Genomic DNA, 25234 nt, shown 5'->3' with positions numbered 1-25234 from the left:
TGTCAAGTCCTGGAATAGGTTGACAGTATCCAAGCGCTAAAACGCCCGATGCACCGCATCGGGCGTTTTGTATTTCAGGGCGGCATGTGGCCGCTCCTGGTTGTAGATGCGCACTGACTGCTCGACCATCTTGACGGCCTGAGCAAGGTCGGCGGGACGTTGCAACAAGAACTCGCCCTTAAGGATGCCGTTGATTCGCTCGGCCAGCGCGTTCTGATAGCAGTCGTAGCCGTCCGTCATCGAGCAGCGCAGGCCGTGGCGCCGGTGGATGTCCTGATAGTAGGTCGAGCAGTACTGCACCCCGCGATCGGAGTGATGGATCAATGGCTGGCGGCTCTGGCGCCTGCGCAACGCCTTCTTCAACGCCTGGCTAACCTGTTCGGTCTGCAGGCTGTCGTGAACGTGATGTCCAACGATCTTGCGCGAGTACGCATCCGTGACCAGGCTCAGATACACAAACCGACCCGCTGTGGGTAGGTACGTGATGTCGGCTACCCACACCTGCTCGGGGCCGCTCGGCACGATTTGATCCGGCCCGGGTTTCAGTAGATTCGGATGGCGCCGGAAGTGATGGTGGCTTTGCGTTGTCTTGTGATACGCCCGATGCGGCACGACCAGCAGTCGCGCGGCGCGCAGCACATCGAACAGCCCATCTCGCCCCAGCTTGATGCCGCGCTCGACCAACGCCGGCCCAAGCAGGTGATGCAGTTTGCGTGCCCCAAGCCTAGGCTGGCGCAGTCGCACGTCGCGCACCAATGCCGTCACGGTCTCGGCTTGCGAGCAGCGGCGCGCCTCGCTGCGACATCGCTTGTAATACGCTTGGCGACTGATGCCCATGTAGCGGCAGGCTCGCTCGACGCTCAGCTTTTCGATCCGCTTTTGCGCAACGACCTGCCCGAAGGCTTTTTTACGGTGATCCCGTAGTCCTTGCGCATCACGTCGAGCACGGCCTCGAACAGCGCCGCTTTCTCCTGCGCCTCGCGCAACTGCGTCTCCAACTCCTTGATGCGCTGCTCCGGTGTGAGTGGCTTTGAGTCTGGCTTTGGCATGGTGCAACCCGATCGCGCACGGCCGGATGGATCGGCCCAATCCTGCAAGCCGTGCTTACGTAACCATACCAGTACGGTCGAGCGTCCCTGGATGCCGTAGCGCTGCTGCGCCTCTTTGTACGTCAGTTCGCCTTTTTCGACCTGCGCCACCACCGACAGTTTAAAAGCCAGGCTGTAGTCCCGCTGCGTCCGCTTGTTCCCTTGCTCCACTTGGCACCTCTTCGCTTCGGCGAAAAAGTGTCAACCTATTCTAGGACGGGTCACACACAGCAAAAAAGCCCGGCCCGCATCGAAGCGGGCCGGGCTTTCGCTGGAAACGTCTCGCTTACAGCGCGCCGCCTTGTGCCGACGCCGAACCCTTCACGCCGACCGATGCACCGCCCTGCACCGAGTTCGCCGCGCCCTCGAGCGCTTCGCCGGCCTTCGCCTTCGCGCCGCCTGCGACGTCACCCGCCGTCGACACCGCGCCTTGCGCGTGGCTCTTTGCCGACGATGCGACATGCTTCACGTGTGCCTTCGTCGCATGCGCAGCCGATGCTGCGGCATCCTTGGCCGAACCGGCAGCCGAACCGACCGCTTGCGTCGCGCCGCCGACCGCATTGCCAGCCGCCGAGCCGACGCCGCCAACCGTCTTGCCGACGCCGTGCAGCGCGCCGCCGACGAGGTTGCCCGCGCCCGAACCCGAGCCCGCGGCATTCGCGCCTGCGCCTGCACCTGCCTGCAAGCCCACGCCGCCGCCGAGCAGCGGCGTCTGGACGTGTGCGCCGACGCCGGCGGAACCGTCCGCGCCCGTCTGAGCCGTTTGTGCGAAAGCAGCCGATGCCATTGCCGTCAGCGCGGCGCCAAGCAGAATCGTACGAATCTTGTTCATGTTCATTCTCCCCAAAGACGTTGTTGCTGCGGGCCGCCTTCGTGCGGCTTGTCGCATGCCTTGCCGCGACGTGCGGCAGGTGGAGCTAATGTAGCGGCGCCAACGTCCAAAACCATCGAATTGCGGGGACTGTTACTTCGGTTGCAAATGCTGACGATTGACTCACACTGTTTGACAATCATCGCGATCGACTCGTGATCGGCGTCGCCCGGTGGCATGCACCGGCGCGCCCGGTATGACGCATGGACGCCGTTGTTCGACGCATCGACGTCCGGATGCTCGCCGCCGACGTTGATCGTCGGGCTGTTGCTCACACCGAAGTCGACCAGAGCCGCGGACTGCTGCGCATCGAGCCCCCAGTCGAGCACGCCGACGAGCGTCTTGACCACGTATTGCGGAATCGTACCGCCGCCGCGCGACAGCGGCGGCATCCCGCATAACCACTAGCTGCGGTAGGTCGTTCACACGGGTTCGCGGCGCTTCGCCTGGTACGCGCCGAGATCGGCGACGGTCGTCTTGCCCGGCGCGATCGTCGAGCCGTCGGCGCCTTTGGTCGTCGTGATCTTCGCGACGATGTCCTGTGCGATCTGCCCCGTGTACAGTGCGCTCGCGCCGGACTGCGCCATCAGCGTCAGCGTGTGCGCAGATTTTTTTGCAATCGAAGAATCGTGCGATGCGACCGGCCGTTGTGTGTGCAACGTCACTGTGCGCGAATGCTGCTCGGTCTTGCGCATGCGATGATTCGCAACAGACCCTATTCGCGCTTGTCCGACTGGATCAGCCGCAGAATCCGGCTGTCGTAGGGCGACTGCATGACTTCGGCAATGCGGATTGCCGACGCGGCGGGATGCAGCGGATTCAACAGGAAGTTATGCGCATGCGGCACGACGACGCTCGGTACGCGCAACACGGCGCTCGGCTGCGTGTGCAGCCACTCGGTGCCGGCGCCGCGAGTCCAGTCGACGTTGTCTCGCCAGTCGGCCGGCGCATCGCCTTCCGCGATCTCGGCAACGTCGACCGACTCAGGCACCTCGACGCGAAGCAGCTGGTATCCGTTCGGCAATTGCGCGACGGTCGCGAGTTCGAAGTGAACGAGTGTCTCGAGCAGCGCGAGCGCCGGATGCTCGGCGAGGTACACGACGGGCTGCCCGGCAAAATGCCAGCGCCCGCCGGCCCGCAATCCGCCGATGCCTTTCAGATCCGCGTAATTGCTGATCCGCCACAGCGTCGTCAAGCGAAGTACCCCTCGTCGATCTGCGTGAGAACCTCCTCGACGAGTCGTGCGCCGTGCTCGGTGCTCGACATGTCGAGCGACGTGCGGCCGCCGAAGCGCTGGAGCCCGTTGCGCAACCACGCCATCGCCTTGTCCTGGTCGCCGAAGGTGGCCGTCGCCTGCGCGACGATGCGCGCGAGCCGGATCGCCTTGTCGGACTCCTCCGGCGACAGCCGCTCGTGCGCCTGGCGGCGATGGCTCAGCGTGCGCCGCGGGATGATGAAAGCGAGTTCGTCCGACTTCAGACCGCGCTCCGACAGCCGGTCGATGACCGCGACGTCGACGCGCGCGCTCGCCAGTTCGGCAAGATCGGCACCCGAGCGCACGCGAATCGCGAGCAACTGCTCGAGTATCGTGAATTCTGCCTGGCGCGGGTGTGCGACGCCCGAAGGGTGGAACGCGATCGTGCTCATGGCTCTTCTCCGGCAATTTGCCCAATCATTATAGGCGTTTTGCCGAACCGGAGCAGGTTCGGTCGTCGGCATTTCGATGGCGCCGCGTTCCGGCTGGCGTAGCGGACCTTGCATGCACCGCCGCCTCATCATGCGGTGTCGGAGTGACGCGCAGTCACACGCTTGTCACGTAACAACTTCTGGTGGCGAGCTGCGCACCGGCATCGGCATCCTCACTACCGTCAGGCACGCCAACAATCATCAGACAAAATCCGCTTTGCCGCCGAATCGTTTACCCAGTTGCAATAATTATTCGCTGGAACGCGTATTTCCGACCGGTATCGCTATCGCTACGATGCAATCAACCGCTCAACGCAACAAGCGAAGCGCGACATCTACGAAAAACCGGAGGTCACCATGAAGTCGTTCATCTACGCAATCGCCGCTGCCACCGCCCTTACCGCATCCGTTGGCGCATTCGCCCAGTCGAACGCGTCGGGCCAGTTGACACGCGCCCAGGTCCGCGCGGAACTCGTCCAGCTCGAACAGGCTGGCTACAAGCCGGAACTCGCCGACGCCCACTATCCGAACGCGCTGCAAACCGCGCAGGCACGCGTGACGAACAGCGACGAAACCGGCTACGGTGCTCAAGCGGCCGCCGGCGTGCGTGCCGGCCGCGCGATCGCGGTCAAGCAGGACGCTCGCGACTCGGTCTATTTCGGTCAGTAAGACCGACCGCACGCGGCGTACTGCGATACGTCCGCTGCCGACGACACACCCCGCTCCCGTTCATCGGGGCGGGGTGTGGCATTTTCGGCACCTGACATGCGCGCTGCGCGAAGCACGATCGATGCGAGAACGCGCGGATCGGGCGTCGCACCGCCCGGTTCACGCTGATCGCCGGCGTTTGCGCATAGAATGGCCGCGTGGTCGGCGCCGGCCGAAGCGAACGCGAGCGAAACCTCGAGTCACCGGGCATACCGCACTCGCTGGCCGATCCGATGCCGCACTCATCGCATTTTTCGAAAAGGAGCGGTTTCATGTCTCAAACATCCGGTTCCATGATCGCGTTTCGCCGCCCGGACGGCCAGGAACTGCAGGGCTACCTCGCGACGCCGGAACAGACCGAAGGCGCACCCGCGGTGGTCGTCATCCAGGAGTGGTGGGGCCTGAATGACCAGATCCGCGGCGTCGCCGATCGCCTCGCGCGCTGCGGCTACTTCGCGCTCGTGCCCGACCTGTATCGCGGCAAGTCGACGGTCGAGGAGGAAGAAGCACACCATCTGATGACCGGCCTCGATTTCGGCGACGCCGCGTCGCAGGACATTCCGGGCGCAGTCCAATACCTGAAGACGCGCGCGTCGCGCGTGGCGGTCACCGGCTTCTGCATGGGTGGCGCACTCACGCTACTGTCGCTGCAGTTCGCCGAAGCGGACGCCGGCGTCACATGGTACGGCTTCCCGCCGCTCGACTACCTCGATCCGTCGAAGCTCAAGGTGCCGCTGATGGGGCACTGGGCTACGCAAGATGCGTTCTTCGCGATCGACCAGGTCGATGCGCTGGAGAAGAAGCTGGCCGATGCGAAGGTCGACGTCGAATTCCACCGCTATCTCGCGCATCACGCGTTCGCGAATGAAACGGCCGTCGGCCCGGGCCGTATCGGCGGCACGCAGTTCGATCCGGTGTGGTCGCAGCTCGCGTGGGATCGCACGCTCACGTTCCTCGGGCGCACGCTCTGGAACAAGTAGCAGCAGCAACGCAGCAGCAGGCCCGCCCCGCTGCCGTGCAGCGATGCACGTCAAGCAAAACGCCACGGACTTCCATCCGTGGCGTTGTCGTTTGCGGCGATGAATGCGTTACGCGAGCGTCGGCGGCGCTGCCTGGCTGACGTCGACGCGCTTCGGCAGGATGCCCGCCTGATAGAACACGTCCGCGATGCGCTGCTGGTACGCGAGCGTCTCGCGCGTCACGGGCTCGACACCGAAGCGCGCGCGACGGAATGCGAGCGCCACGGCCGACTCGGGAATGCCCCACAGCTTCGAGAACTCGGCCGCGCCCTGCGCGCGATTCGCATCGAGCCATCGCTGGATCGCCGTCAACTCGACCACGGCCACGCCCAGCACATCGGCGTTGCGCTGCGCGTAGGTACGCGACGCAAAATAGTAACTGCGGTTCTCGACGAGCCCCGTGCCATCCGCGACGATGCGTGCACCCAAGGTCTGCTGGACAACCGCAAGATACGGATCCCAGATGATCCACGCGTCGACCGAGCGGTTCTCGAACGCAGCGCGCGCATCGGACGGCGCCAGCCAGACCGGCTTGACGTCCGCGTAGCCAAGCTTCGCCGCCTGCAGCAAGCGCACCAGCAGGAAGTGCGTGTTCGATCCCTTCACCAGCGCGATGCGCTTGCCGCGCAGATCCGCGAAGGTCCTGACCGGCGAATCCTTCGCGACGACCACGGCCTCGGTCGCGGGTCCCGCCGGCGTCTGCGCGTAATAGACGAGCGGCGCGCCGGCCGCGAGCGCGAAGATCGGCGGTGCCTCGCCGACATCGCCGAAATCGATCGATCCCGCGTTGAGCGCTTCGAGCTGCGGCGGCCCCGACGGGAACTCGGTCCATGTGACGTTCACGCCGAGCGCCGCGAGCTTGCCCTGCAGCGTGCCGCGCGCCTTCAGCAGGCTGAGCGGCCCCTTCTGATAGCCGATGCGCAACGTGCGCGTGCCGGCGGCATCGGCAAGCGCGAAGCGCGGCTGGGCGGCAGCGCCCGCCGCGATCGCCAGACCGGCCTGGATGAGCCGGCGGCGGGATCTGGATAGTCGGTCTGCCATGATGTCCTGGGTTCGATGGGAAGAAAGCGGAGAAGCGGGTCGCGCGCGTCCGGTTCACGACAAAAAGCTGTCGCGTCGATGCGCCAGCGCGAGTCGAACCGATTCTATGAGTTCGTCGCTTCGCGCCGAACCAACGATGCTCGATATCGAAAGCAGGGGTTTTCATAACGGCAAGCATCGAGCGATGCAGCCGATCGGAGACGCCGCATGCCGCCGTCCCTGCCATCAACTTCGGTATGCGAAGTATCTGGCACAGCCGAATGTCGATTCGTCGACTACGTAGCCGGTGCCGCGTCGCTCGACCCGGCACACGCCGGCCACCTTCGTTCAGGACTCGCAGGAGCCACGCAGCGCCGCCTCGTCCGCGGACAGCATTTCAGGCACGCATTCCCGCAGGAAATCGATGAATGTCCGGATCTTCGCATCGAGGTACTGGCGCGATGCGTACAGCGTGTAGACCGTCAGCTTCTGCAACCGGTACTCGGGCAACACGCGCACCAGTGCACCGCTCGCCAGTGCGGGCACCGCGGTCGACATCGGCAATGAGCCGATCCCGAGACCCGCGCGCAGCGCGGCGCCCAGCGCGTCGGCGATGTTCACCTGGAAATCCGGCAGCGGCAGTTCGAATGTCTCGCGGCCGGCGGGGCCGTCGAGATGCCAGCGATCGCGCGGAAAGATCGGCGTGACGATCTGCAGGCACGAATGCGCTTCGAGATCGCGCACGGTGCGTGGCGTGCCGCGCTCCTTCAGATACGCGGGTGACGCGCATAGCACGCTGTGCACGTCGCCGAGCCGCTGCGATACCAGCCCCGAATCGGGCAGCTCCGTCGTGCTCAATTGCAGCGACACGTCGTAGCCTTCGTCGATGATGTCGGGCACGTGTTGCGACAGCGTGAGCTCGACCGCCACGGACGGATACCGTTCCCGGTAACGCACGACCGCGGGCACCAGATACGCCTGGCCGAAACTGGTCGTCGCGTGGACATGCAGGCGCCCGGACGGCTTCGCCTGCGCGTCCGCCGCCTCGGCCTCCGCTTCGTCGATATAGCCGAGGATGCGCTGGCACCGGTCCAGATAGCGCTGCCCGGCATCGGTCAATGCGATGCGGCGCGTACTCCGGTTGAGCAGACGCGTGCGCAGATGCGTTTCGAGTTGCGCAACCGAACGCGATGCGTAGGCGGTGGTGATGTCCAGGCGCTGGGCCGCGCTCGTGAAGCTGCCCTCCTCCGCGACCCGCACGAAAATGCGCATCATCTGTAACGTGTCCATCGACATGTCCCCGGGATTGAAATCGCTTCGCAGCGGCGCCCGTCCCGGCACGGTCCGGCCTGGCGCGAATTGTGCGGAACAGTACCGCAGCGGTGCGGACGTGTCCAGCTTGCCGTGCGCGGCGGCGGGCCGTCGATCACGCGGCAACCCGTGTCGATCAACGACCGACACCGGCTCGGTGCAGGCCGCGCGGCGACGGATCGCCGGGCACGCATTGCACGTGCCGCATCACGCTCGGGCCGGGTCGAACGGGTTGCTCAGCACGATCGTGTCGTCGCGCTCGGCGCCCGTCGTGATCATCGACACGGGCACGCCCGCGATGGCTTCGACGCGCGCGATGAAATCCTGTGCAGCCCGCGGCAGCGCCGCCCGCTCGCGCACGCCCTTCACGGTGCCCTCCCACCCGGCGAATCGTTCGTAGACAGGCATCGCGCGCGACTGCGCAGCGAGGCTCGCGGGCAGATGATCGACGCGTGCGCCGTCGAGTTCATAGCCGACGCACAGCTCGATCGCCTCGAAGCCGTCGAGCACGTCGAGCTTGGTGAGCGCGAGCGAATCGATACCCGAAATCCGTACGGCCTGCCGCAATTGCGCGCCATCGAGCCATCCGCAGCGGCGCGGCCGGCCCGTGTTGACGCCGAATTCCTGCCCGCGCGCGCGCAGCGTTTCGCCGGTTGCGTCGGTCAGCTCGGTCAGGAACGGGCCGCCGCCGACACGCGTCGCGTACGCCTTGGTCACGCCCAGTACGTGACCGAGCTTCGACGCGCCAAGACCCGTGCCGGCCGCGGCGGCCGACGCGACGGTGCCCGACGACGTCACGAACGGATAGGTGCCCCAGTCGATGTCGAGCATCACGGCCTGCGAGCCCTCGAACAGGATGCGCTCGCCGCGGTCGGTCGCGTCGTTGAGATCAGCCCACACGGGACGCACGAACGGCAGGATCTTCGGCGCGATGTCGGTCAGCGTTGCGAGCATCGCGTCGCGCGAGCATGGCTCGAGCCCCAGCCCGCGAAACCACGCGTTATGGTGATCGACCAGCACGTCGAGCTTGTCGGCAAGCCGGCCCGGTTCCGCCAGATCGGCGACCCGCAGCCCGCGGCGGCCGACCTTGTCCTCGTAGGCCGGCCCGATGCCGCGCAGCGTGGTGCCGATGGGTTCGCGACGCAGACGCTCCTGGGCCTGGTCGATCGCACGGTGAATCGGCAGGACCAGCGTTGCGTTCTCCGCGATCGACAGATTGTCCGGCGTCACCGACAGCCCGAGCTCGGCCATCCGCCCGATCTCGGCCAGCAGCGCCTCCGGATCGAGCGCCACGCCGTTGCCGATCACGCCGCGCTTGCCGCGCACGATGCCGCTCGGCAGCAGCGCGAGCTTGTACGTCTTCCCGTCGACAACCAGCGTATGGCCGGCGTTGTGGCCGCCGTTGTAGCGTGCGACGAGATCGGCCTGCGCCGCCAGCCAGTCCACGACGCGCCCCTTGCCTTCGTCGCCCCATTGGGCGCCCACCACCACCACGTTCGGCATGCTCGATACTCCATGTGAGAAATTCAGACATATCGTCCGGCCGCTTCGGCCGTTTGTGTGCCATATTGTCGGAGCATGATCGCCCGATCAAACGATTAAACCTGAGCATTCGCGTGAATAAATCTCACGCGAAACGATGAATGGCCCGACGACTCCCTCCGTTGAATTCGCTGCGAGCGTTCGAAGCCGCGGCCCGGCTCGGCAGTTTCACGCTTGCCGCCGACGAACTGTGTGTCACCCATGGCGCGATCAGCCGGCATGTCCAGCAACTGGAGGCATGGCTTGGCCGACCGCTGTTCGAACGACACAACCGGCGGGTCGAACTGACCGAAGCGGGCCGCGCGTACCTCGCCGAGGTCGGCGCATCGTTCGACCGGATCGCGCTCGCCACCGCGCAACATTTCGGCCAGGGGCAGCAGCGCGTACTGCGCGTCAGTGCGCCCGCGACGTTTTCGCTGCGCTGGCTCGTGCCGAAGCTGTCGTCGTTCCAGGTCGCGCATCCGGCCATCGAGGTACGGCTGTCGACGTCGAACGAGCCGATCGAGAAGTTGCGCGACAAGGTCGACCTGATCGTCCGCGGCGGCCCGCAGGCAATCGACGGTTACGTCGCCGAGGAATTCCTGTCCGAAGTCCGGCTGCCCGTCTGCGCGCCGAAGCTGCTCGAGAGCCGGCCGTTGCTTACACCCGCCGACCTCGCCGGCTTCACGCTGCTGCATGCGGCGACCTATCCCGGCATGTGGCCCGAGTGGCTCGCGGCGGCCGGGCACGCGAATCTGGTGCCGCGGCACTCGCTCACGCTCGAGCATTTCTATCTGACGCTGCAAGGCGCGCTCGACGGACTCGGCGTCGCGATGGGGCCGATCGCGCTCGTTGCGGACGACATTGCCGAAGGCCGGCTGGTGCAGCCGTTCAGCGAGCCGGCACTGCCGCCGTGGCGCTATTTCACTTACGTGGCGGCCGCGCGCGCGGAAGACGAAGCCGTGCGGGCATTCAAGGACTGGCTGAAGACGACGGGGAGCGCGGCAGCGGTGAACGCGCGGCGCTGATCATGATGGCGGCCGTTGGTACGTTGGCTCGGTGTGCGGCTGCGGTTGGCCGACTCGGCACGCCCGCGTCCGACCGCTTATCGTCGCATGATTCATCCGGCGATTCGGCTGATTCCGCAGGATTCCTTTTAGATCGGGAATGCTCGACACCAATCTGGTCTATTGAGAGCAGAAAGGTTCAATGCATGGCGACTTGCATCGTCATTGGCGACGAGTACAAGGCCGGCCGCGCCAGCCGACCATTCAGGAATACAAATGATGATCGTTCATGATCCGCAGCGCAAGCGAATCCATGGCGATCAAATTTTTAAAAGATCGGAAAGGCGCTTCGAGGAAGAGGTGGCCCAGATCAACCTCGATAGAAGGATGCCTAAGTAATTTGGGTGAACGTGATGCCGGCATGGTACCGCGGATGCGCACTGCATTTCCGCGGCACAAACGATAAACCCTGGCTCGGGGCCCGGGTTTATCGCGCGGTGGACACTTATTGGCTTGCGCCAGCAGCGGCCGCCTTCTTCTGAGCGTTCTGCAGGTTCTGCGGGTAGTTCGGATCGTTGGCCGCCGGCTTGTAGCCAGCGTCTTCGAGTTTCTTCAGTTCGGCGTTGTTCTTCGCGCGCGCCGCCTTGTGTTCGGCCTTGCGTTTTGCTCGTGCGGCCTTGTGTGCTTCACGCTTCGCGGCCTTCGCATCCTGTGCCGCAGATGCAGCCGGTGCGCTGGCGTCAGTCTGCGCGAACACCGGAGCTGCCGAGCCGAAGAGGAAAGCGGCTGCCGTAGCAGCCAGCGTGAGTTTTCTGAACTGGATTCGCATCGCTGAGCTCTCTTTTCTGATTGGTCACGGAGTGAACGTACATAGAGATACCGCCCCTGCCCCTGGTCGGTCTTCGTGTCGCGAACAGGGCCTTTGCATCATAACCGCGTTGTGAACAATGTGGAGCCATCGTGCATACATTCTTGGGGATACACGTATGGGATACGCCTTATTGCAACGCGTTCCAGCGCCAGCGCCGGTCCTCGCTTCGCTGGGACCGCGCCGATACAAGCACTTTGGCAACGACGCGGCGTGCACGATCGCGGCAACCGTTTGACGCACCGGTTTGTCACGTCAATGCAATGCCGATTGCCGATGAGGATGAGATCCGCTTCGGCACGTCGCGCACCGGGACGATGCTGGTTGTTTCACCCCTGGAATTTTCCGCTCGCGCCACGTAATCGGCGCTTCATGCGCGCGGTCGTCAACGCAGTCGCGGACCTGTGTGCGATGTCGTTCCTTGCCGCTGCGTGAACGCCGATTCGTCCCATAAACGACCACGATTCATTCTGTGTCGAGCGCGACCTGATCGCCGGCTCGTCGACCTGATGCCGCGCGAACGATCGGGTACCCGATCGCTGCGTGCCTGGTTACCTTTCAGCGCTTTTTCGGTGCCGCTTGCGGGATATCACGTGTGTGTTCAGAGATGACATCGCTGGATAAAGTGAACGTTCCGATCGGCATTCGTTCACGATTGCGCACCGGCATCGGGTGAGGCGTTACATCTGACCGATTGATGCGCGAGGTTCGCCGTTGTGTCGATACAGCGAAGAGTCTTGAACCTGTGCGGCAGGAGTGCGCGCATGTCGGGCGTCGCCCGTGCGTCACAGCGTTTCCATCCCGTGACTGCATCCGCCGTGGGCGTATTCCGCATGCGAGTTGCCAATCTGCGCGGCCGCTCCACTGGTGAGCTTTTACAGGACTCGACAATTTCGGCAGGTGAGGATATTCGGGATCCGGGTACGGGTTCGATGAGGGTGAGCGCGATTCGCGGTGCGAGCCTCACGTTCCGGACCATGGTCCGGTCCGGTTGTCGTGACCGAACTGCCCACGACCATCGTCGCCCCCCTGCACAGGAGTTCAATTCGAGTCCTGCCAATCCCACCACGTACCGATTTCGGCACCGATCCAAAGGTAGAAAACTGTGCGCTCAACCGAGCGAAGCTTTCGTCAGGCAATTTCGTCTGCGCACAGACTACAGACTGGGAGGTGCCGAATGGTCCGACATGCGATCGCCGAAGACTTATCCATGGAAGCGGCAGCGCAGACGCCAAAAAATCCGCTTGTGGATGGATTTTGGCGATTTCTTACTGCCGGGAGGGAATGCGACGATATTCCCGTACCGGCTTCGGTGACTGGCGCCTACGAGTAATCCCGTGCTGGACATAGGTCGCTGTGGACGTTTTCGGGTCCCATAAGTGGGAACCTATAACCTGAAAACGAGGATTTCTTCCCATAAGTTTCTACGTTTGGGCGTTTGTGAGTATGTACTCACCTCCGTGGGAAGCCTTGTCAGGCCTGGGGGGCTTGCAGAACAAGGGGATTCTCGGGAGTTCCACAGGCTGCAGGCTGGAATTGCTGTGGGTGTTGGGCACAGGAGGTTCGCTTTGGTAGCGGTTTATGGGGGTTGTTTTTCTGCACAGGCACACGTGTGTTTACATCTTTGGTAAACAACGTTTACTTCTTTAACTACTTTTAGACGGCCCACAGCCTTGTCTGGCAAGGGTTTGACGGGTGTTCGGTACCCATTTATGGGGGCACAGGCGGAAGAGTATGGGGTTTCAGGTCTGTGGATTTGGGGAATCGGGTACCGCGTTGTGGGAAACAGGGGTTGTGGATATGGGGTACGCGTAGCCTGTTATGGGATTTCCGCCCAAAAATGCCTCAGGTAGCCCTCTATGGGGGAATACGCTGGTAGCCATTTATGGGGCGCTCCTGGCGGTTCGTCCGTGGTCCTCCTCACGGCATTTTATGTGTGGTTGCCGGTTATGGGATGGATCTCAGGTAGCCGTTTATGGGTGTCTGCGCAGACGCTGTGATCTCGTTTTGATCGGCCCTTGAGATGCGGGCTCCCATAAACAGGATCAGGGCGGCGCACAGGTTACCACCTGTGGGGGAATCTCCAGGTAGCCATCCATGGGGGAGATTTTGAGCGTTTGGGTGGGCGTAACGACAAAATGCGATGCTGCCCGATCTCGACAGGTACCCTTCCATGGGAAGCTTGAAAGGTAGTGCGTTATGGGGAACAAAGCCGATCATGTTGCATGGCACCACGAATCGGGCTCATGAATCCTGTTTCGGTGGATTGCTTCCCATGAATGGGTACCTTCAGTAGGGCAAGTCCCGTGCCGGATCCCGGTGGAAGGCGGCACAGGTAGCGAGTTCTGGGAGCTATTTTTGGCTGAAAGGTATATGGATATGGGGCTCCGTAAAAATATGGAAAAAGGAAATTTTCCTTTTTCTGTAGTGAGTTAGCAGAGATAGTGAAAGTGATGCTGGAGAAAGAGGCGTTGCCCGGTGGCGTGAAAAGGTATAAAGTCCGCCATCACCAAGGTCACCTTCTCCGGACAACACGATGCCGCGCAAGCCCGCAATCAAAGGCTCCGACAAGCAGGTTTCGCTATTTCAGACGCCCGAGCCCCCCGATCTGCTGCGCAAGGCGGTTCAGGCAATTCATATCGCTCCGAAGTCCGGAAAGATCGGTCTGCAGCAGCGCAAGATGTTCAGCTCGCTGATCAAGAACGCCCTTCGTCAGGAGGCGTTCGAGCCCGGCCGGACGAGTTTCTCGATCTCGATCGCGGCGCTCTCGCACGAGAGCGGATTGAACAGCAACAACACGAAGTACGTGAAGGACACGGTCAACTCGCTGATCAGTACTGTCGTCAACTGGGACTACCTGGCCGCGGACCGCTCGACGGTGTGGAAGGCGTCGGGCCTGCTCGCCGGCGCCGAGCTCGAGCAATCGGTGCTGAAGTACAGTTTCTCCGACCAGATTCGCAGCGAGCTGCTCAATCCGGAGATTTACGCGCTTATCGATATGCGGATCGCGCGCGAGTTTCGGCGCTCGCACTCGCTGGCCCTGTGGGAAAACACGGTGCGCTACGAGGGGATCGGCATTACGGCGAAGATTCCGCTGCCGAAATTCCGCGATCTCATTCTCGGTCAGGACAAGGCATCGCAGTCGTACAAGGAGTACAAGCTCTTCAAGAGCAAGGTCCTGGTGCCGTGCATTCAGGAGGTGAACGAAGTTTCCGACCATACGCTCGAACTGATCGAACACAAGTCCGGGCGCAGCGTGGAAGCCGTTCAGTTCAAGGTGACGCGCAAGCAGAGCGCCGATACGGTCGAGGAAGGTGACGTCAAGAATGAAGCGCTGGTCGACGAGGTTGCCAAGTTCGGCATCCCGCGTTCGGAAGCGCGCCGGTTGATCACGCAGTACGGCGTGCAGCGCATCAAGGCGGCAATTGCCTATACGCTCAATCGGACTACGAAGAAGAACGCGGCGCCGGTCGACAACGTGGCCGCGTATTTCCGCAAGGCGCTGACGCACGGCTATACGCTGGCCGACGGGCAAGGGACCGAAACCACCGCGCCGGCGAAGGAATCCGCGCAGAGCAAGCAGGAACAGATCCGCGACAAATACCTGGCGGCGAAGGTCGACGAAGCCGGTGCCTATTTCCGCGAGCTGGAGATCGACGACCAGACCACGCTGATCGAGCGCTACAACGAGACAGTGGCCGGTTCGAAGGATCTCACGCTGTCGCCGAAGAAGAAGGCGAGCAAGCTGGCGCAAACCAGTTTCTTCCGGTGGCTGGCACTCGATACCTGGGGCGAACCGACCTCGGACGACTTGCTGGAATTCCTGCTGAAAAGCAACCTCGCGACGAGCTGACTGATCAAGGCCTCGCAGCCCGAGATGCGTCGGGCGCCGGATTTGATCCGGCTGCGCGGCGCGATCCGGTTGCGAGGCCTTTGCTTTTGGTGCTTACTTTTGCGCGGCTGTCGCCAGCTCCGCGACGTAGGCGTCGATCACCGTCTTGAGTTGATCGGCGAGCGCTTCCTGATGAGCGGCGTCCACGCCCTTCAGTTGCAGATCCAGACGCCCGTCCGGATAGGTTTTCAACTGACCCACCGCGCGCGATTCGAGCGCGAAATCGTGGCGAACGCTGTAGCGCGTGCGTCCCGTCTTCTTGTTGCCGTCGCTCTGCGCTCGCAGGAAATTCTCGAGGTCGCGCACCGACTTTTTCCGGTCGATGACGGCCGTGAGCAGACGATCGGCGGCCGGTTCACCCAGGCGCTCGAAAATCAGCTTCAGGAAATAGGCTGCCTGCAGTCCGACCACGTCGTTCGCGTTGGCCATCCGTTCGAGCAGCGTGTTCGGCAGTGCGTTGAGCGACAGCGTCTTGCTGATCGATGCCTTGTCCTTGCCGATCTTCTCCGCGAGCGTGTTCTGGTCGGGGAAGACCTTTTCGTCGAGAAGACGTTTCCACGCGACGGCATCGTCGAAGATCGTCTGGCGTTCGTGGTCGTGGTTGGCGCGATACGCGATCGTATAGAGCTGCTCGGGCGTATGGTCCGTGCGGAACGTCGCGGTGATCGTCTCGTCGCCGTTGATGCTCGTCGCGCGCAAGCGGCGTTGCCCGTCGATGACGACGAGCTTGCCGGGGAAATCCGGGAGCCGCGTGACCTTGATCGGCTCGATCTGCCCTTCCCGCTTCAGCGTCAGCGCGAGCTCGTGCAGGCTCGACTCCGAATAGAACACGCGCGGGTTGAACGGGTTCGGGATGCAGTCCTTGACGGCGACCTTTTGCGGCGCGCCGAGATCGAGCGCGTCGGTAGGCGTGGCCGCGATGGGGGCTGACGCTTCGGCGGCAGGATTCGATGCAGGTGTCGGCTCGGGCAGGCGCGTTTCGAGCGCCGCGTTTTCCTGCGCGAGCCCGCGCAGCAAGCCGGCCGCAAGATGCAGGTTGCCGGTCGGCTTCTTCTCTTTCGATGTGTCCTTAGCCATGAGCGGCTCCGGTTGCGCGCGTCGACGCGATGTATTGGGCCATTTCGGTGACCAGTCTCTCGATTTCCGCGCGGGCCTCCTTCAGCCCCTTCAGGTATCGATTGTGATGATGGATCGTGGTGCCGAGGGCGAACGTCTGCCGGTAGACCTCGCGCTGGGCGATCTGGCTGTCGAGCAGATGCTCCCCTATTTCTTCTGCCCTTAGAATTTTTAAAATTTCTTCACGCATTTTAGTTTTTCCATTGACACTATTCAGCATCAGCGCAGAAGAAAGATTCGGGTTACGAACGGCACGCATCGACTCGATCATGCGAATCATCGCAACCGTGCTGTACAAGTCGGCCGGCGACGGCGACAACGGCACGAGGCAGAAATCGGCGACTTCTAGCACGGACGCGATGCGAGGGTCTTCGAGGTTGCCGGGACAGTCGACGACGATCACATCGAAATTCGCATCCTGCTTCCTGATCTCGCCGCCGATACCGCGGCCCGCAGGGGCGAGTGACAGGACCGTCATCGGGAGCGTGTTTTCTCCACTCGTGACCCACCTGACCGAAGTGCCTTGAGGGTCGGCATCGATCAAGGCGACCTTGTTGCCGCCTGCCTCAAAGGCCGCCGCGATATTGACCGAGATGGTCGTCTTTCCCGTACCACCTTTTTGATTGCTGACGGCGATCTTGAAAGCCATTAAATTCCTCCAAGGAGTTTTGCGTAATATATGCAGTTGTTGTTGAAAAGTCCAGAAAAAGCATTCGATGAAAAGATGAAATTACGGAGGATGTTGTTGTCACGTGACAAGCAGGCCAAACGGCTAGCAAGTTATTCGTATCTTAAGTCGAGTGATAAATAAAATATGATGGCAATTTCATTCGAGTGGGACGCTCTGATCGACTCTGGCTGCTTTCGCGTCATGAACTTACAGCTCTGATCCTGGACGTGGATTCGCTATCGATTTGGACGTGCTTGCGCAATTTGATGACGGCTTCGAGGCCCAATTGAAGTCGAATTCAGCGGTTGTCACGTGACAAGTCGATATGTTGGATGAGGCCCACTATTACGCGTCCGTGGGAACGTTCGAATTTGATATTCAACCGCGATGTCGGTGATGCCGCCGTCTTCAAGATGGCGATCTGCGTTCGAATATGACGACTGGTGCAGGTGCAGGTGCAGGTGCAGGTGCAGGTGCAGGTGCAGGTGCAGGTGCAGGTGCGACTGCGACTGCGACTGCGACTGCGACTGCGACTGCGACTGCGACTGCTCGGAATCGGTTGTCACGTGACAATCCACATCAGTATCAGGCTGGACGGTAACTGCCGGTCTCGACGCCCTCAAGGGCCCACTGTCGAGACACCTAATGCGATGAAATTCGCGCGATATGCCGGATGGTGAAGGTCAATCGAGTCAAGACTTCGATTGGCATGCGGCTCGCGTTGAGCGGTTGTCACGTGACAACCGCAGTGGCCTCTTGAGCGGTCGGGAAATCTCATAACGATGCGACACGTTGACGGGCACCGGGAAAGGATATGTGCGCAGATCTGGAATGTGCAGGCCGCGGAATATTTGGGCCGGCCTGGGCCTTCTCTTGGAACAACAGAACGGCGGAGCGTGTTCAACTTCAACGCAGCATCCAGGCTCGGTCTGAGGACACTTGATATGACCCTAATAAATAGGACAAGTCGGCCGGCCCGTTGTCATAGCGATGGCGGGGGAGGGTAGATTGATACTCGGTGTTCTCTTGCGTGGTGAGTGACTAGATGGGCGTGGATGTCGACATTCTTTGCTTGCACATGCGACGCTATGGCGATCGGCGCGAATTCGGGTTCTCGAAGCTATGTGTCGACCAGAATATGCACGGCCGTGAAACATATTCGAAAAAAGGGACGTCTTCGTAAACCCTTGTCTGGCAATGGGTTGCGCCCCATTCTTCATGTTGTTTCACGCGAAATGCGAGAGAGAGGCTGGCAAAATGGGGGCGCATGAATCTCGAATGGAGGATCGGCGTGGAATAACGATGCTTGGCCCAAATTCGTATCATATAGAACGTATTATGTAGTAATTGGTACGTTTTTGAGTGAGCACGGAAAATGGGCGGATCGTTACGATTGCGATTGGATTCATCGTGCCAACCCGATCGACGGAAAATCCAATGGATTCCGCGTCACTTCGTCGCCAGTTGTCACGTGACAACGCGCAACGCTGGCGCCCTGGATTGCGAATTTCCGGATGTTGGGAGAAAGTGAAGCGGGCGCCTGTCGACTTTGAGTCTACAGGGTGCCGAAGACGGCATTGGACGAAAGGCGATGCTCTCGATGGACGGGGATCGTCCGGTACAGCCTGTGCCTGTCGCAGCGTGTCCGGATCGGGAAATCCATGGAATCTGGCCCGAGGATGCCAAGCGCATTACGATCGTTGGACTAACCGTTTGTATCTTGACGGGCACTGAATGTCGGCTTCCGGGCCGGTCGATCGTCATCGTTGGTCGTCACCCGAAGCATCGGCCGCAGTCCATCGCACGATGGAGGCAACCTGGCCCACCATCGCCCTGACGCTTCCGGCAAGAAATCGCGGAGGTCCGCCAACTTACTTTGTGGGCTGCGATGCGCACGGCTGCCACCAGCGCGCCTTCGTTGCGGGCGTTTTCACGGATTCGTCGACCGTTCGCCACCACCGCTCGCCGCGCTGCGGCTGATTCAGATCGAGTCGCTCGCCCATCCTGGGCGTCGACAGCTCGATGCCACGTACCATTGCCAATGCGGTGACGCGCTCGAACGGCTCTTGCCAACGATGCATTGCAAGGTCGAACGTGCCGTTATGAATCGGCATCAACGTGCGGCCGCGCAAGTCGATGTGAGCCTGCACCGTTTCTTCCGGCTGCATGTGCACATAGGGCCATTGCGGGTCGTATGCTCCGGTTTCGATCAGCGTCACGTCGAACGGCCCGAGACGCTCGCCGATGGTCCGGAAGCCGTCGAAATATCCGGTGTCGCCGCTGAAGAACACGCGCAAATCGTCGTCGACGATGACCCATGACGCCCACAGCGTGCTGTTGCCGTCGAACAGGCTACGTCCCGAAAAATGCTGGGCCGGTGTCGCGGTGAGCGTCAGGCCATCGATATCGATGCTCTGCCACCAGTCAAGCTGCCGAACCTTCTTCGCGTCGATCCCCCAGTCGATCAGGCGGTCACCAACGCCGAGGGTGGTGACGAATACGCCCGTGGTGGCCGCAAGTGCGAGCACCGTGTCACGATCGAGGTGATCGTAATGATCATGCGACAGGATCACGCCGCGCAACGGTGGAAGATCCTCGAGCGCGATCGGCGGTGCATGGAAGCGCTTGGGTCCGATGTGCCGGAACGGCGATGCACGTTCGGCAAATACGGGATCGGTCAGCCAGAATTCGCCGCGCAGTTTCAACAGCAGCGTCGAATGTCCGAGCCGATACAGGCTCCGATCGGCGGCCGCGTCGAGTTGTTCGCGAGTGAGTGAATCGATGGGCAATATACCTGTCGGAACCGTGTTGCGCGGCTTGTTGACGAGCATGTTCCACGCAATGCCGAGCGTCTTGCCGAAACCTTCGACCGGCCGCGGCGCGACATTGCTGAAGCGCTCGCCGTTGTGCTGCGGCGACTCGCCGGACAGCGTGCGACCACGCCTTGCGGCGGCGAAACCCAATACACGATGAAGAAAGACGAGCGGCGAAGCCATGTCGATGTGTCCGGAATTGAAAGTACACCGCGCAGTGTAGTTTATCCCTGGGAAAAGTAAACTCGGCGGTGTAAAATTTTTGTATGGATACGAGCACTTCCCCACAGCGCCTGACCGATCGAAAGCGCGCGGCCATTCTCGCCGCGGCGATCGAGGAATTTCTCGCGGCCGGCTACGACGCGACCAGCATGGATCGCATCGCCGCGCGCGCGGATGTGTCGAAGCGCACCGTCTACAACCACTTCCCGGGCAAGGAAGCATTGTTCGCCGCGATCCTGCATCAGCTGTGGGATGCGACGCTTACCGCCGGCGCGCCGGCCTATTGCGCCAGCGTGCCGCTGCGCGACCAACTGCTCGCGCTGCTGGACCGCAAATTGCGGTTGCTGAACGACGAAGCATTTCTCGCGCTCGCACGTGTCGCGATCGGCGCGGCCATCCACTCGCCGGAGCGTGCGCGTGACATGGTCGAACGCATGGGCGAGCGCGAGGAAGACGTGACGGTCTGGATTCGCGCCGCGGCGGCGGCTGGCCGTCTGTCGGCGACCGATCCCGTATTCGCCGCGCATCAACTGCATGGCATCGTGAAAGCGTTCGCGTTCTGGCCGCAAGTGACGATGGGCCAGCCGCCGCTCGGTGTGCAGGAGCAGCAGAAGGTCGCGGAAGCGGCCGCCGACATGTTTCTCGCGTACTACGCGCGCCCGAATCATGCGACTGCGTCGGGTGCCGAACAGGGGTGATGGCGCATCGTGCGAAGCGCGACGCGGAGCGGGCTCGTGTGCGTTACTCGGAACCTTGAAGAAATGGCAAGAACCGACCCGTCGACAACGGGCGAATGCAGAGCCGGGCACATCGGTCGACGCAATCCGTCTGACCCGCACCGATGCGTACCGTCGGCGCATGCGAAACCCAACGAAGTCAAACGAAACCCAACGCGAGCGAACACCGATGAAGACGCTGCTGATCGTCTATCACACGATGACCGGAGGCACGCAGCAGATGGCCGAAGCGGCGGCGGATGCTGCACGCGAGCAACCCGGCGTCGACGTCAGATTGCAGCGTGCGGACGCGACGAGCGCGGACGACGTGCTTGCCGCCGATGCCTACCTGTTCGCGACGCCGGAAAATCTCGCCGCGATGTCCGGGCTGATGAAGGATTTTTTCGATCGCTGCTACTACGCGGCGCTCGATCGCGTGAACGGTCGCCCGTACGCAGCGATGATCTGCGCGGGCAGCGACGGACAGAACGCGCTGCGCCAGATCGACCGGATCGCGACCGGCTGGCGGCTCAGGAATGTGGCGCCAGGCCTGATCGTCTGCACCCATGCGCAGACGCCGGAGCGCATTCTTGCGCCGAAGACGCTCGGCAGCGAGGATCTCGCACGCTGCGCGGAGATCGGCGCAGGGCTCGCCGCGGGGCTTGCGCTCGGCGTGTTCTGATCTGCTCATCTGCGATCGAGCCGGCGCGAAGCGCCGCCGCATCCGCACGCAGGAATCGGAGTGCGACACCAGCCATGCGGCGCCCGGTTGCCGTAAATTCAAGCGCCAGGCAACGCGCACTTCGCAAGCGCCACCTTTCTGTGCACCGCACGCACCACACGCACCACACGCACCACACGCACCACACGCACCACACGCACCACACGCACCGCCGCCGATCGCATCTCGACGCCCTAGTCACCCTTTCCCGACACCGGTGGCTGATGATATTCGGGCCACAGGCTTTTCACGAGGTCGCGCGAAGCACCATACGCATGACAGCTGTCGATCTTGAGCGGCTTTCCGTCGCCGTCGCGGGTATTCAGCGACGACGGGCGTATGCCGACCATCGTCTGATAGGCCGTGGTCGCGACCGGACCGAGAATTTCCTTCAGATGGGTGCACGTGTCGCAGGATGGCAGGCGCTTGCGAACCTCGCCGTTCCAGCCAGCACCGATGCGCAGCCCGACGAGCGCCTGCAGCGTATCGCCGCCGCCCGGACATTGCGCATAAGGATGCGACCTGATGAACGTGGATACCGCGCGCACGATCATGTCGGCATCGAAGACCAGCGTCACGCCGAGATCGTGAATCGGGGCCAGCGCCGCGACCGTGCGCGTGCCGCCCGGCGGGGTGAAATCGCTCGTCTTGCGGTCCGCGAGACAGGCCGTGACTTCGAACAGGCCGTCGCTGCGCCGATAGCCGCGCATGTCGATCTGCCGATGGTGAATCTCTTCGCGCGTCATGCCGTCGTGCGGGAAGTCGTGTCGGGGATGCATAGGTCGCTCCGTACAACCGGGTCTTGTTGCATTCAGCAACGACGCCGTCGGCCAGGCGGCACGTAGCGAAACCGGCCACGACAGGCGGCCGACGCTGTCGCTCCGGCCATACTACGCACTTTCCGGTGCCGGCGTACGATCGACGATCGATGCGGCCGCAACTAATAGGGCACCGGCGGTGATCCACGCCCGCTCGGCCGCGCCGCGCGGATTATGTGCGAAGGCACGCGCTTGCCGACCGGGCAAATCCGCAAAGGCCGGTGTCTTCTTTACCCGTCCCGTCGCTGCCCCTTCCGTACTGTGGAATAGCCGCAGCATTGCACGACCTGCCGCACGGAAGCCCGAACGTACGGAAAGCGACACTACGTAACGCGTGTGTCGATGCCATCCGAAAACGCCGCCATAATGCGCAGCACGACCGCGCGGACGCATTGCCTGCTCACCGGATCCGTCAAATGCGAACCGGTGAGTCAACCGACTGCCGCGCGTACCGGTATACTTCCACTCCTGCCTTTGTCCGGCATCGTGGCCGGGTGCCTGAAACAGTGATGGTGGCGATGCGGCCCCGCAAGGTTCGCATCGGTGGCGGCAAGCCGCAGGCGATGCGGCGAAACACCGACGTGCGGAATGGCTGCACGAACCACACCTTATATTCCTGGTGGATTGAATTTATGGGTTTTGAACAACTTGCCGAATTGCGGGCGCAGCTCGCAGCCAAGGCCAAGCAGGAGCGCAACGCGAAGCGACCGGCTACGCAACCGGACGCCGGCGCGAAGCCGAAGTCCGGCGACCGGCCCGCTCGTGGGGCCAAATCGGGTACCGGGGGCAAGGCGCCGTCGGGCGCCCATACCAAGCCGGCTTCGGCGAAGCCGTCGGCGCCTGTCGATCCGGTCATCGTCGCGATCGGCAAGCTGCAGCGCCGGTTCCCGCTCGCGTTCCCGAAGAATCCGGCCCCGAAGGTGCCGCTGAAGGTCGGTATCTGGGACGACCTCGCTCGCGAGGCGCAGGCCGTCGGCCTGAGCGAAGCCGAGCTGCGCGAGGCGATGTCCACGTGGTGCCGCGGCAATCGTTACTGGTCGTGTCTCGTCGAAGACGCGGTGCGGGTCGATCTGCAAGGTAACGAAGCCGGGCGCGTGACGCACGACGACGCGGCGCGTGCGCGCCGGCTGAAGTCGCGCCGTCCGGGCAACAAGGGCGGCGCGCAAGCAGCCAAGGGAGCCCCGCAGCAGCCGAAGGCGGAAGCCCAGGCTGAAGCCGCCGCGCCGCAGCCGGCGAACGCGGAAGCACCGGCCGACGCCGCACCGCAGGCCGAACAGCAAACGGCCGCAAGCGAGTAACACGCGATGCGTCGCCGCGCGATCGCGCGGCGACGGCCTGCCTGCCCTGTGCACGCAGCGCATCAGATGACAGACCGGCCTGTCCCCGCTCGGGGCAGGTCGGGACTGCCTTTGTCGGCGACACCGCCAGTCAGTCACCCTCCAATCCGCCTCGAACTGCCGAATCGATCCGACGAGGAACGCGCGTCGGCGCACACGGCATGTGCCATGCATCGCTCGGGTCGAGCGAGCATGGCAACGGAATATCGAACAGGTGCCATCCCGCCGGCGAACCGTTCGCGGACGGGCGTCGCATTCCGGGCAGACGGCGGACGGCAGACGGCAGACGTCGGATGCAACCGACATCGATCTTGTACGCCGATGCACCTCCGCTTTCGCTCAATCGAAATAATTCGTTTTCCTAATGTGGCAGGGTTGCGGATGAAACGCCCGATTCACACGCACGCCTGTATGTTTCGCGAGCGCCGTTGCCAGGTACGAAGTGCAGCCGCAGCCGCAGCCGCAGCCGCGAGATCGGCGCGTGCCAGCACATCAGTTGGCGAGCCGTAACACAAACGCGATAATCTCCGCAGTCGGAATGACCGGGCCGACCATGCCGGCAACGTATCACGCGACAGGTCGCTGAAAGCCGACGCGACTCGGCCCACGATCCTCAATCCTCAATCCTGAAAGGAGCCGGCCAACCTGCGCGCGACGGCATCGCGCGAAGTTTGCCGATTCCGGAAGCCCAACACCCCGAGCCCTGCGCAAAGACCGCATCATGAACCCGAGACATTCCGCGATTCTCGTCGCACTTGCCGCCGCCGCGTTGTTCGGCGCGGCGACCCCGCTCGCCAAGGCCCTGATCGGTACGATGTCGCCGTTCATGGTCGCCGGCCTGTTCTATCTCGGCAGCGGTATCGGCCTCGGTATCGGGATCCTGTCGCGCGGACTGCGCAATCGCCGCGCGCCGGCCGAGGATGCCGCGCCGATGCAACGCGCGGATCTGCCGTGGCTCGCCGGCGCGATCGCGGCCGGCGGCGTCGCGGGCCCGGCGCTGCTGATGCTGGGGCTGTCGAGCACGCCGGCCGCGACGAGCGCGCTGCTGCTCAATCTCGAAGGCGTACTGACGGCCGTCATCGCGTGGGTCGTGTTCCGCGAGAACGTGGATCTGCAGGTGTTTCTCGGCATGGTTGCGATCGTCGCCGGCGGCACGCTGCTGTCGTGGGTGCCGGGGCGCGCGGGTGTGCCGGTCGGTGCGCTGCTGATCGCCGGTGCATGCCTGTGCTGGGCCATCGACAACAACCTTACCCGCAAGGTCGCCGCGAGCGATGCGATGGTCATCGCGTGCGTGAAAGGCCTCGTTGCCGGGCCGGTGAACATCGGCATCGCGCTCGCGACCGGCGCGGCGCTGCCCGCCGTCCCGGTCACGGCCGCGGCGATGCTGACCGGCCTCGGCGGTTACGGAGTCAGCCTCGTGTTGTTCGTCGTCGCGCTGCGTCATCTGGGCAGCGCGCGCACGGGCGCCTATTTTTCCGTGGCGCCGCTGTTCGGCGTCGTGTTGTCGTTGCTGATCTGGCCGGCGCTGCCGTCCGTCACGTTCTGGATCGCGGCCGCGCTGATGGCGCTCGGCATCTGGCTGCATGTGCGCGAACGGCACGAACACGAGCACGCGCATGAGCGGCTCGAGCATACGCACCGGCATCGGCACGATGAACATCATCAGCACACGCACGACTTTCCGTACGACGGCGATGAGCCGCACACGCATCCGCACGTGCATCTGCCGATCACGCACAGTCACGCGCATTTCCCGGACATTCACCACCGCCATCGACACTGAACGCACCGCGAATCGAGGCGGCATCGCCTGCGCAATGCGCATCGCAA

The 25234-nt window shown here is 63.0% G+C and carries 21 protein-coding genes and 1 pseudogene; 8 read left to right on the top strand and 14 right to left on the bottom strand.

All coding sequences use genetic code 11. The annotated features are described in order from the left end of the window. Positions 1–36 precede the first annotated feature (36 nt). The 5 genes and pseudogenes from ACTJKF_RS21390 to parS form a co-directional block, all read right to left on the bottom strand. Positions 37–1259 (bottom strand): IS3 family transposase gene (locus ACTJKF_RS21390; RefSeq protein ID WP_440623306.1). Its coding sequence is split into 2 segments (ribosomal slippage): positions 37–891 and positions 894–1259, totalling 1221 coding nucleotides; the frame shifts between segments, so codons are not numbered across the junction. Between the two features lie 115 nt (positions 1260–1374). After that, positions 1375–1920, bottom strand: coding sequence for a hypothetical protein (locus ACTJKF_RS21385; protein WP_440625851.1), 546 nt, complete (start codon positions 1918–1920; stop codon positions 1375–1377). A 359-nt stretch (positions 1921–2279) separates the two neighbouring features. Then, positions 2280–2654: pseudogene (locus ACTJKF_RS21380) on the bottom strand (gamma-glutamyltransferase); the annotation flags it as partial. Positions 2655–2674: 20 nt separating this feature from the next. After that, positions 2675–3154 (bottom strand): RES family NAD+ phosphorylase, encoded by a 480-nt coding sequence (locus tag ACTJKF_RS21375; RefSeq protein ID WP_440625849.1) that lies wholly within the window; start codon positions 3152–3154, stop codon positions 2675–2677. Then, on the bottom strand, positions 3151–3606 hold the full coding sequence (parS, locus tag ACTJKF_RS21370) for a type II RES/Xre toxin-antitoxin system antitoxin (RefSeq protein ID WP_124497121.1): 456 nt from the start codon (positions 3604–3606) through the stop codon (positions 3151–3153). The genes ACTJKF_RS21375 and parS overlap by 4 nt, the downstream gene beginning before the upstream one ends. Positions 3607–4002: 396 nt before the next feature. Between parS and ACTJKF_RS21365 the strand changes: the two genes are divergently transcribed. Next, entirely contained in the window at positions 4003–4314 is a 312-nt protein-coding gene (locus ACTJKF_RS21365) for a DUF4148 domain-containing protein (protein WP_440625846.1), read from the top strand. Between the two features lie 311 nt (positions 4315–4625). Beyond that, the gene (locus tag ACTJKF_RS21360) at positions 4626–5333 is read left to right on the top strand and encodes a dienelactone hydrolase family protein (protein ID WP_440625844.1); all 708 of its coding nucleotides are present in this window, start codon (positions 4626–4628) and stop codon (positions 5331–5333) included. A gap of 108 nt (positions 5334–5441) precedes the next feature. Here ACTJKF_RS21360 and ACTJKF_RS21355 read toward each other — a convergent pair whose 3' ends face one another. The 3 genes from ACTJKF_RS21355 to ACTJKF_RS21345 form a co-directional block, all read right to left on the bottom strand. Beyond that, on the bottom strand, positions 5442–6413 hold the full coding sequence (locus tag ACTJKF_RS21355; RefSeq protein ID WP_440625842.1) for an aliphatic sulfonate ABC transporter substrate-binding protein: 972 nt from the start codon (positions 6411–6413) through the stop codon (positions 5442–5444). A 327-nt stretch (positions 6414–6740) separates the two neighbouring features. Continuing rightward, a complete protein-coding gene (locus tag ACTJKF_RS21350) occupies positions 6741–7682 on the bottom strand; it encodes a LysR family transcriptional regulator (RefSeq protein WP_440625841.1) in 942 nt (313 codons plus the stop codon). Between the two features lie 228 nt (positions 7683–7910). Beyond that, positions 7911–9206 carry an adenylosuccinate synthase gene (locus ACTJKF_RS21345; RefSeq protein ID WP_440625839.1) on the bottom strand — a complete coding sequence of 432 codons (1296 nt, stop codon included), beginning with the start codon at positions 9204–9206 and terminating at the stop codon, positions 7911–7913. A gap of 140 nt (positions 9207–9346) precedes the next feature. Here ACTJKF_RS21345 and gcvA point away from each other — a divergent pair, with 140 nt between their 5' ends. After that, positions 9347–10252, top strand: coding sequence for a transcriptional regulator GcvA (gene gcvA, locus ACTJKF_RS21340; RefSeq protein ID WP_440625838.1), 906 nt, complete (start codon positions 9347–9349; stop codon positions 10250–10252). 484 nt (positions 10253–10736) lie between these two features. Here the strand turns inward: gcvA and ACTJKF_RS21335 are convergent, their stop codons facing one another. After that, the gene (locus ACTJKF_RS21335; RefSeq protein ID WP_440625836.1) at positions 10737–11060 is read right to left on the bottom strand and encodes a DUF4148 domain-containing protein; all 324 of its coding nucleotides are present in this window, start codon (positions 11058–11060) and stop codon (positions 10737–10739) included. A gap of 2575 nt (positions 11061–13635) precedes the next feature. Between ACTJKF_RS21335 and ACTJKF_RS21330 the strand changes: the two genes are divergently transcribed. After that, positions 13636–14952 (top strand): replication initiation protein, encoded by a 1317-nt coding sequence (locus ACTJKF_RS21330; protein WP_440625834.1) that lies wholly within the window; start codon positions 13636–13638, stop codon positions 14950–14952. Positions 14953–15045: 93 nt separating this feature from the next. On the opposite strand, the gene ACTJKF_RS21325 is transcribed toward ACTJKF_RS21330, so the two are convergent. From ACTJKF_RS21325 to ACTJKF_RS21310, 4 genes are all read right to left on the bottom strand, one after another. Next, on the bottom strand, positions 15046–16068 hold the full coding sequence (locus ACTJKF_RS21325; protein ID WP_440625833.1) for a ParB/RepB/Spo0J family partition protein: 1023 nt from the start codon (positions 16066–16068) through the stop codon (positions 15046–15048). Then, positions 16061–16756 carry an AAA family ATPase gene (locus tag ACTJKF_RS21320; RefSeq protein WP_440625831.1) on the bottom strand — a complete coding sequence of 232 codons (696 nt, stop codon included), beginning with the start codon at positions 16754–16756 and terminating at the stop codon, positions 16061–16063. The genes ACTJKF_RS21325 and ACTJKF_RS21320 overlap by 8 nt, the downstream gene beginning before the upstream one ends. Before the next feature lie 329 nt (positions 16757–17085). Continuing rightward, positions 17086–17343 (bottom strand): hypothetical protein, encoded by a 258-nt coding sequence (locus ACTJKF_RS21315; protein ID WP_440625829.1) that lies wholly within the window; start codon positions 17341–17343, stop codon positions 17086–17088. A 1305-nt stretch (positions 17344–18648) separates the two neighbouring features. Beyond that, complete coding sequence (locus ACTJKF_RS21310) at positions 18649–19773, bottom strand: MBL fold metallo-hydrolase (RefSeq protein WP_440625857.1); 1125 nt, start codon at positions 19771–19773, stop codon at positions 18649–18651. 83 nt (positions 19774–19856) lie between these two features. On the opposite strand from ACTJKF_RS21310, the gene ACTJKF_RS21305 reads away from it, so the two are divergent. Both ACTJKF_RS21305 and ACTJKF_RS21300 read left to right on the top strand, forming a co-directional pair. Then, positions 19857–20510: a TetR/AcrR family transcriptional regulator gene (locus ACTJKF_RS21305; protein ID WP_440625828.1), complete on the top strand. Its 654-nt coding sequence runs from the start codon at positions 19857–19859 to the stop codon at positions 20508–20510. A gap of 208 nt (positions 20511–20718) precedes the next feature. Next, entirely contained in the window at positions 20719–21210 is a 492-nt protein-coding gene (locus ACTJKF_RS21300) for a flavodoxin family protein (protein ID WP_440625826.1), read from the top strand. 233 nt (positions 21211–21443) lie between these two features. On the opposite strand, the gene ACTJKF_RS21295 is transcribed toward ACTJKF_RS21300, so the two are convergent. After that, positions 21444–22028 (bottom strand): DUF2889 domain-containing protein, encoded by a 585-nt coding sequence (locus ACTJKF_RS21295; protein WP_440625824.1) that lies wholly within the window; start codon positions 22026–22028, stop codon positions 21444–21446. 671 nt (positions 22029–22699) lie between these two features. Between ACTJKF_RS21295 and ACTJKF_RS21290 the strand changes: the two genes are divergently transcribed. Both ACTJKF_RS21290 and ACTJKF_RS21285 read left to right on the top strand, forming a co-directional pair. Then, the gene (locus ACTJKF_RS21290) at positions 22700–23365 is read left to right on the top strand and encodes a ProQ/FinO family protein (protein ID WP_440625856.1); all 666 of its coding nucleotides are present in this window, start codon (positions 22700–22702) and stop codon (positions 23363–23365) included. Between the two features lie 760 nt (positions 23366–24125). Further along, complete coding sequence (locus ACTJKF_RS21285; RefSeq protein ID WP_440625822.1) at positions 24126–25187, top strand: DMT family transporter; 1062 nt, start codon at positions 24126–24128, stop codon at positions 25185–25187. Positions 25188–25234 lie beyond the last annotated feature (47 nt).

The organism is Burkholderia sp. 22313 (assembly GCF_052045245.1).
In the GTDB taxonomy this organism is placed as follows: Bacteria; Pseudomonadota; Gammaproteobacteria; order Burkholderiales; family Burkholderiaceae; genus Burkholderia.
The sequence above is the reverse complement of the archived record's forward strand: the minus strand, read 5'-3'. Positions and strand labels throughout refer to the sequence as shown.

Bases quoted from the DNA above. Each gene is read 5' to 3' on its own strand.
- ACTJKF_RS21385 (WP_440625851.1), bottom strand. From the start codon at position 1,920: ATGAACAAGATTCGTACGATTCTGCTTGGCGCCGCGCTGACGGCAATG.
- parS (WP_124497121.1), bottom strand. From the start codon at position 3,606: ATGAGCACGATCGCGTTCCACCCTTCGGGCGTCGCACACCCGCGCCAG.
- ACTJKF_RS21365 (WP_440625846.1), top strand. From the start codon at position 4,003: ATGAAGTCGTTCATCTACGCAATCGCCGCTGCCACCGCCCTTACCGCA.
- ACTJKF_RS21360 (WP_440625844.1), top strand. From the start codon at position 4,626: ATGTCTCAAACATCCGGTTCCATGATCGCGTTTCGCCGCCCGGACGGC.
- ACTJKF_RS21355 (WP_440625842.1), bottom strand. From the start codon at position 6,413: ATGGCAGACCGACTATCCAGATCCCGCCGCCGGCTCATCCAGGCCGGT.
- ACTJKF_RS21350 (WP_440625841.1), bottom strand. From the start codon at position 7,682: ATGGACACGTTACAGATGATGCGCATTTTCGTGCGGGTCGCGGAGGAG.
- ACTJKF_RS21345 (WP_440625839.1), bottom strand. From the start codon at position 9,206: ATGCCGAACGTGGTGGTGGTGGGCGCCCAATGGGGCGACGAAGGCAAG.
- gcvA (WP_440625838.1), top strand. From the start codon at position 9,347: ATGGCCCGACGACTCCCTCCGTTGAATTCGCTGCGAGCGTTCGAAGCC.
- ACTJKF_RS21335 (WP_440625836.1), bottom strand. From the start codon at position 11,060: ATGCGAATCCAGTTCAGAAAACTCACGCTGGCTGCTACGGCAGCCGCT.
- ACTJKF_RS21330 (WP_440625834.1), top strand. From the start codon at position 13,636: ATGCCGCGCAAGCCCGCAATCAAAGGCTCCGACAAGCAGGTTTCGCTA.
- ACTJKF_RS21325 (WP_440625833.1), bottom strand. From the start codon at position 16,068: ATGGCTAAGGACACATCGAAAGAGAAGAAGCCGACCGGCAACCTGCAT.
- ACTJKF_RS21320 (WP_440625831.1), bottom strand. From the start codon at position 16,756: ATGGCTTTCAAGATCGCCGTCAGCAATCAAAAAGGTGGTACGGGAAAG.
- ACTJKF_RS21310 (WP_440625857.1), bottom strand. From the start codon at position 19,773: ATGGCTTCGCCGCTCGTCTTTCTTCATCGTGTATTGGGTTTCGCCGCC.
- ACTJKF_RS21305 (WP_440625828.1), top strand. From the start codon at position 19,857: ATGGATACGAGCACTTCCCCACAGCGCCTGACCGATCGAAAGCGCGCG.
- ACTJKF_RS21300 (WP_440625826.1), top strand. From the start codon at position 20,719: ATGAAGACGCTGCTGATCGTCTATCACACGATGACCGGAGGCACGCAG.
- ACTJKF_RS21295 (WP_440625824.1), bottom strand. From the start codon at position 22,028: ATGCATCCCCGACACGACTTCCCGCACGACGGCATGACGCGCGAAGAG.
- ACTJKF_RS21290 (WP_440625856.1), top strand. From the start codon at position 22,700: ATGGGTTTTGAACAACTTGCCGAATTGCGGGCGCAGCTCGCAGCCAAG.
- ACTJKF_RS21285 (WP_440625822.1), top strand. From the start codon at position 24,126: ATGAACCCGAGACATTCCGCGATTCTCGTCGCACTTGCCGCCGCCGCG.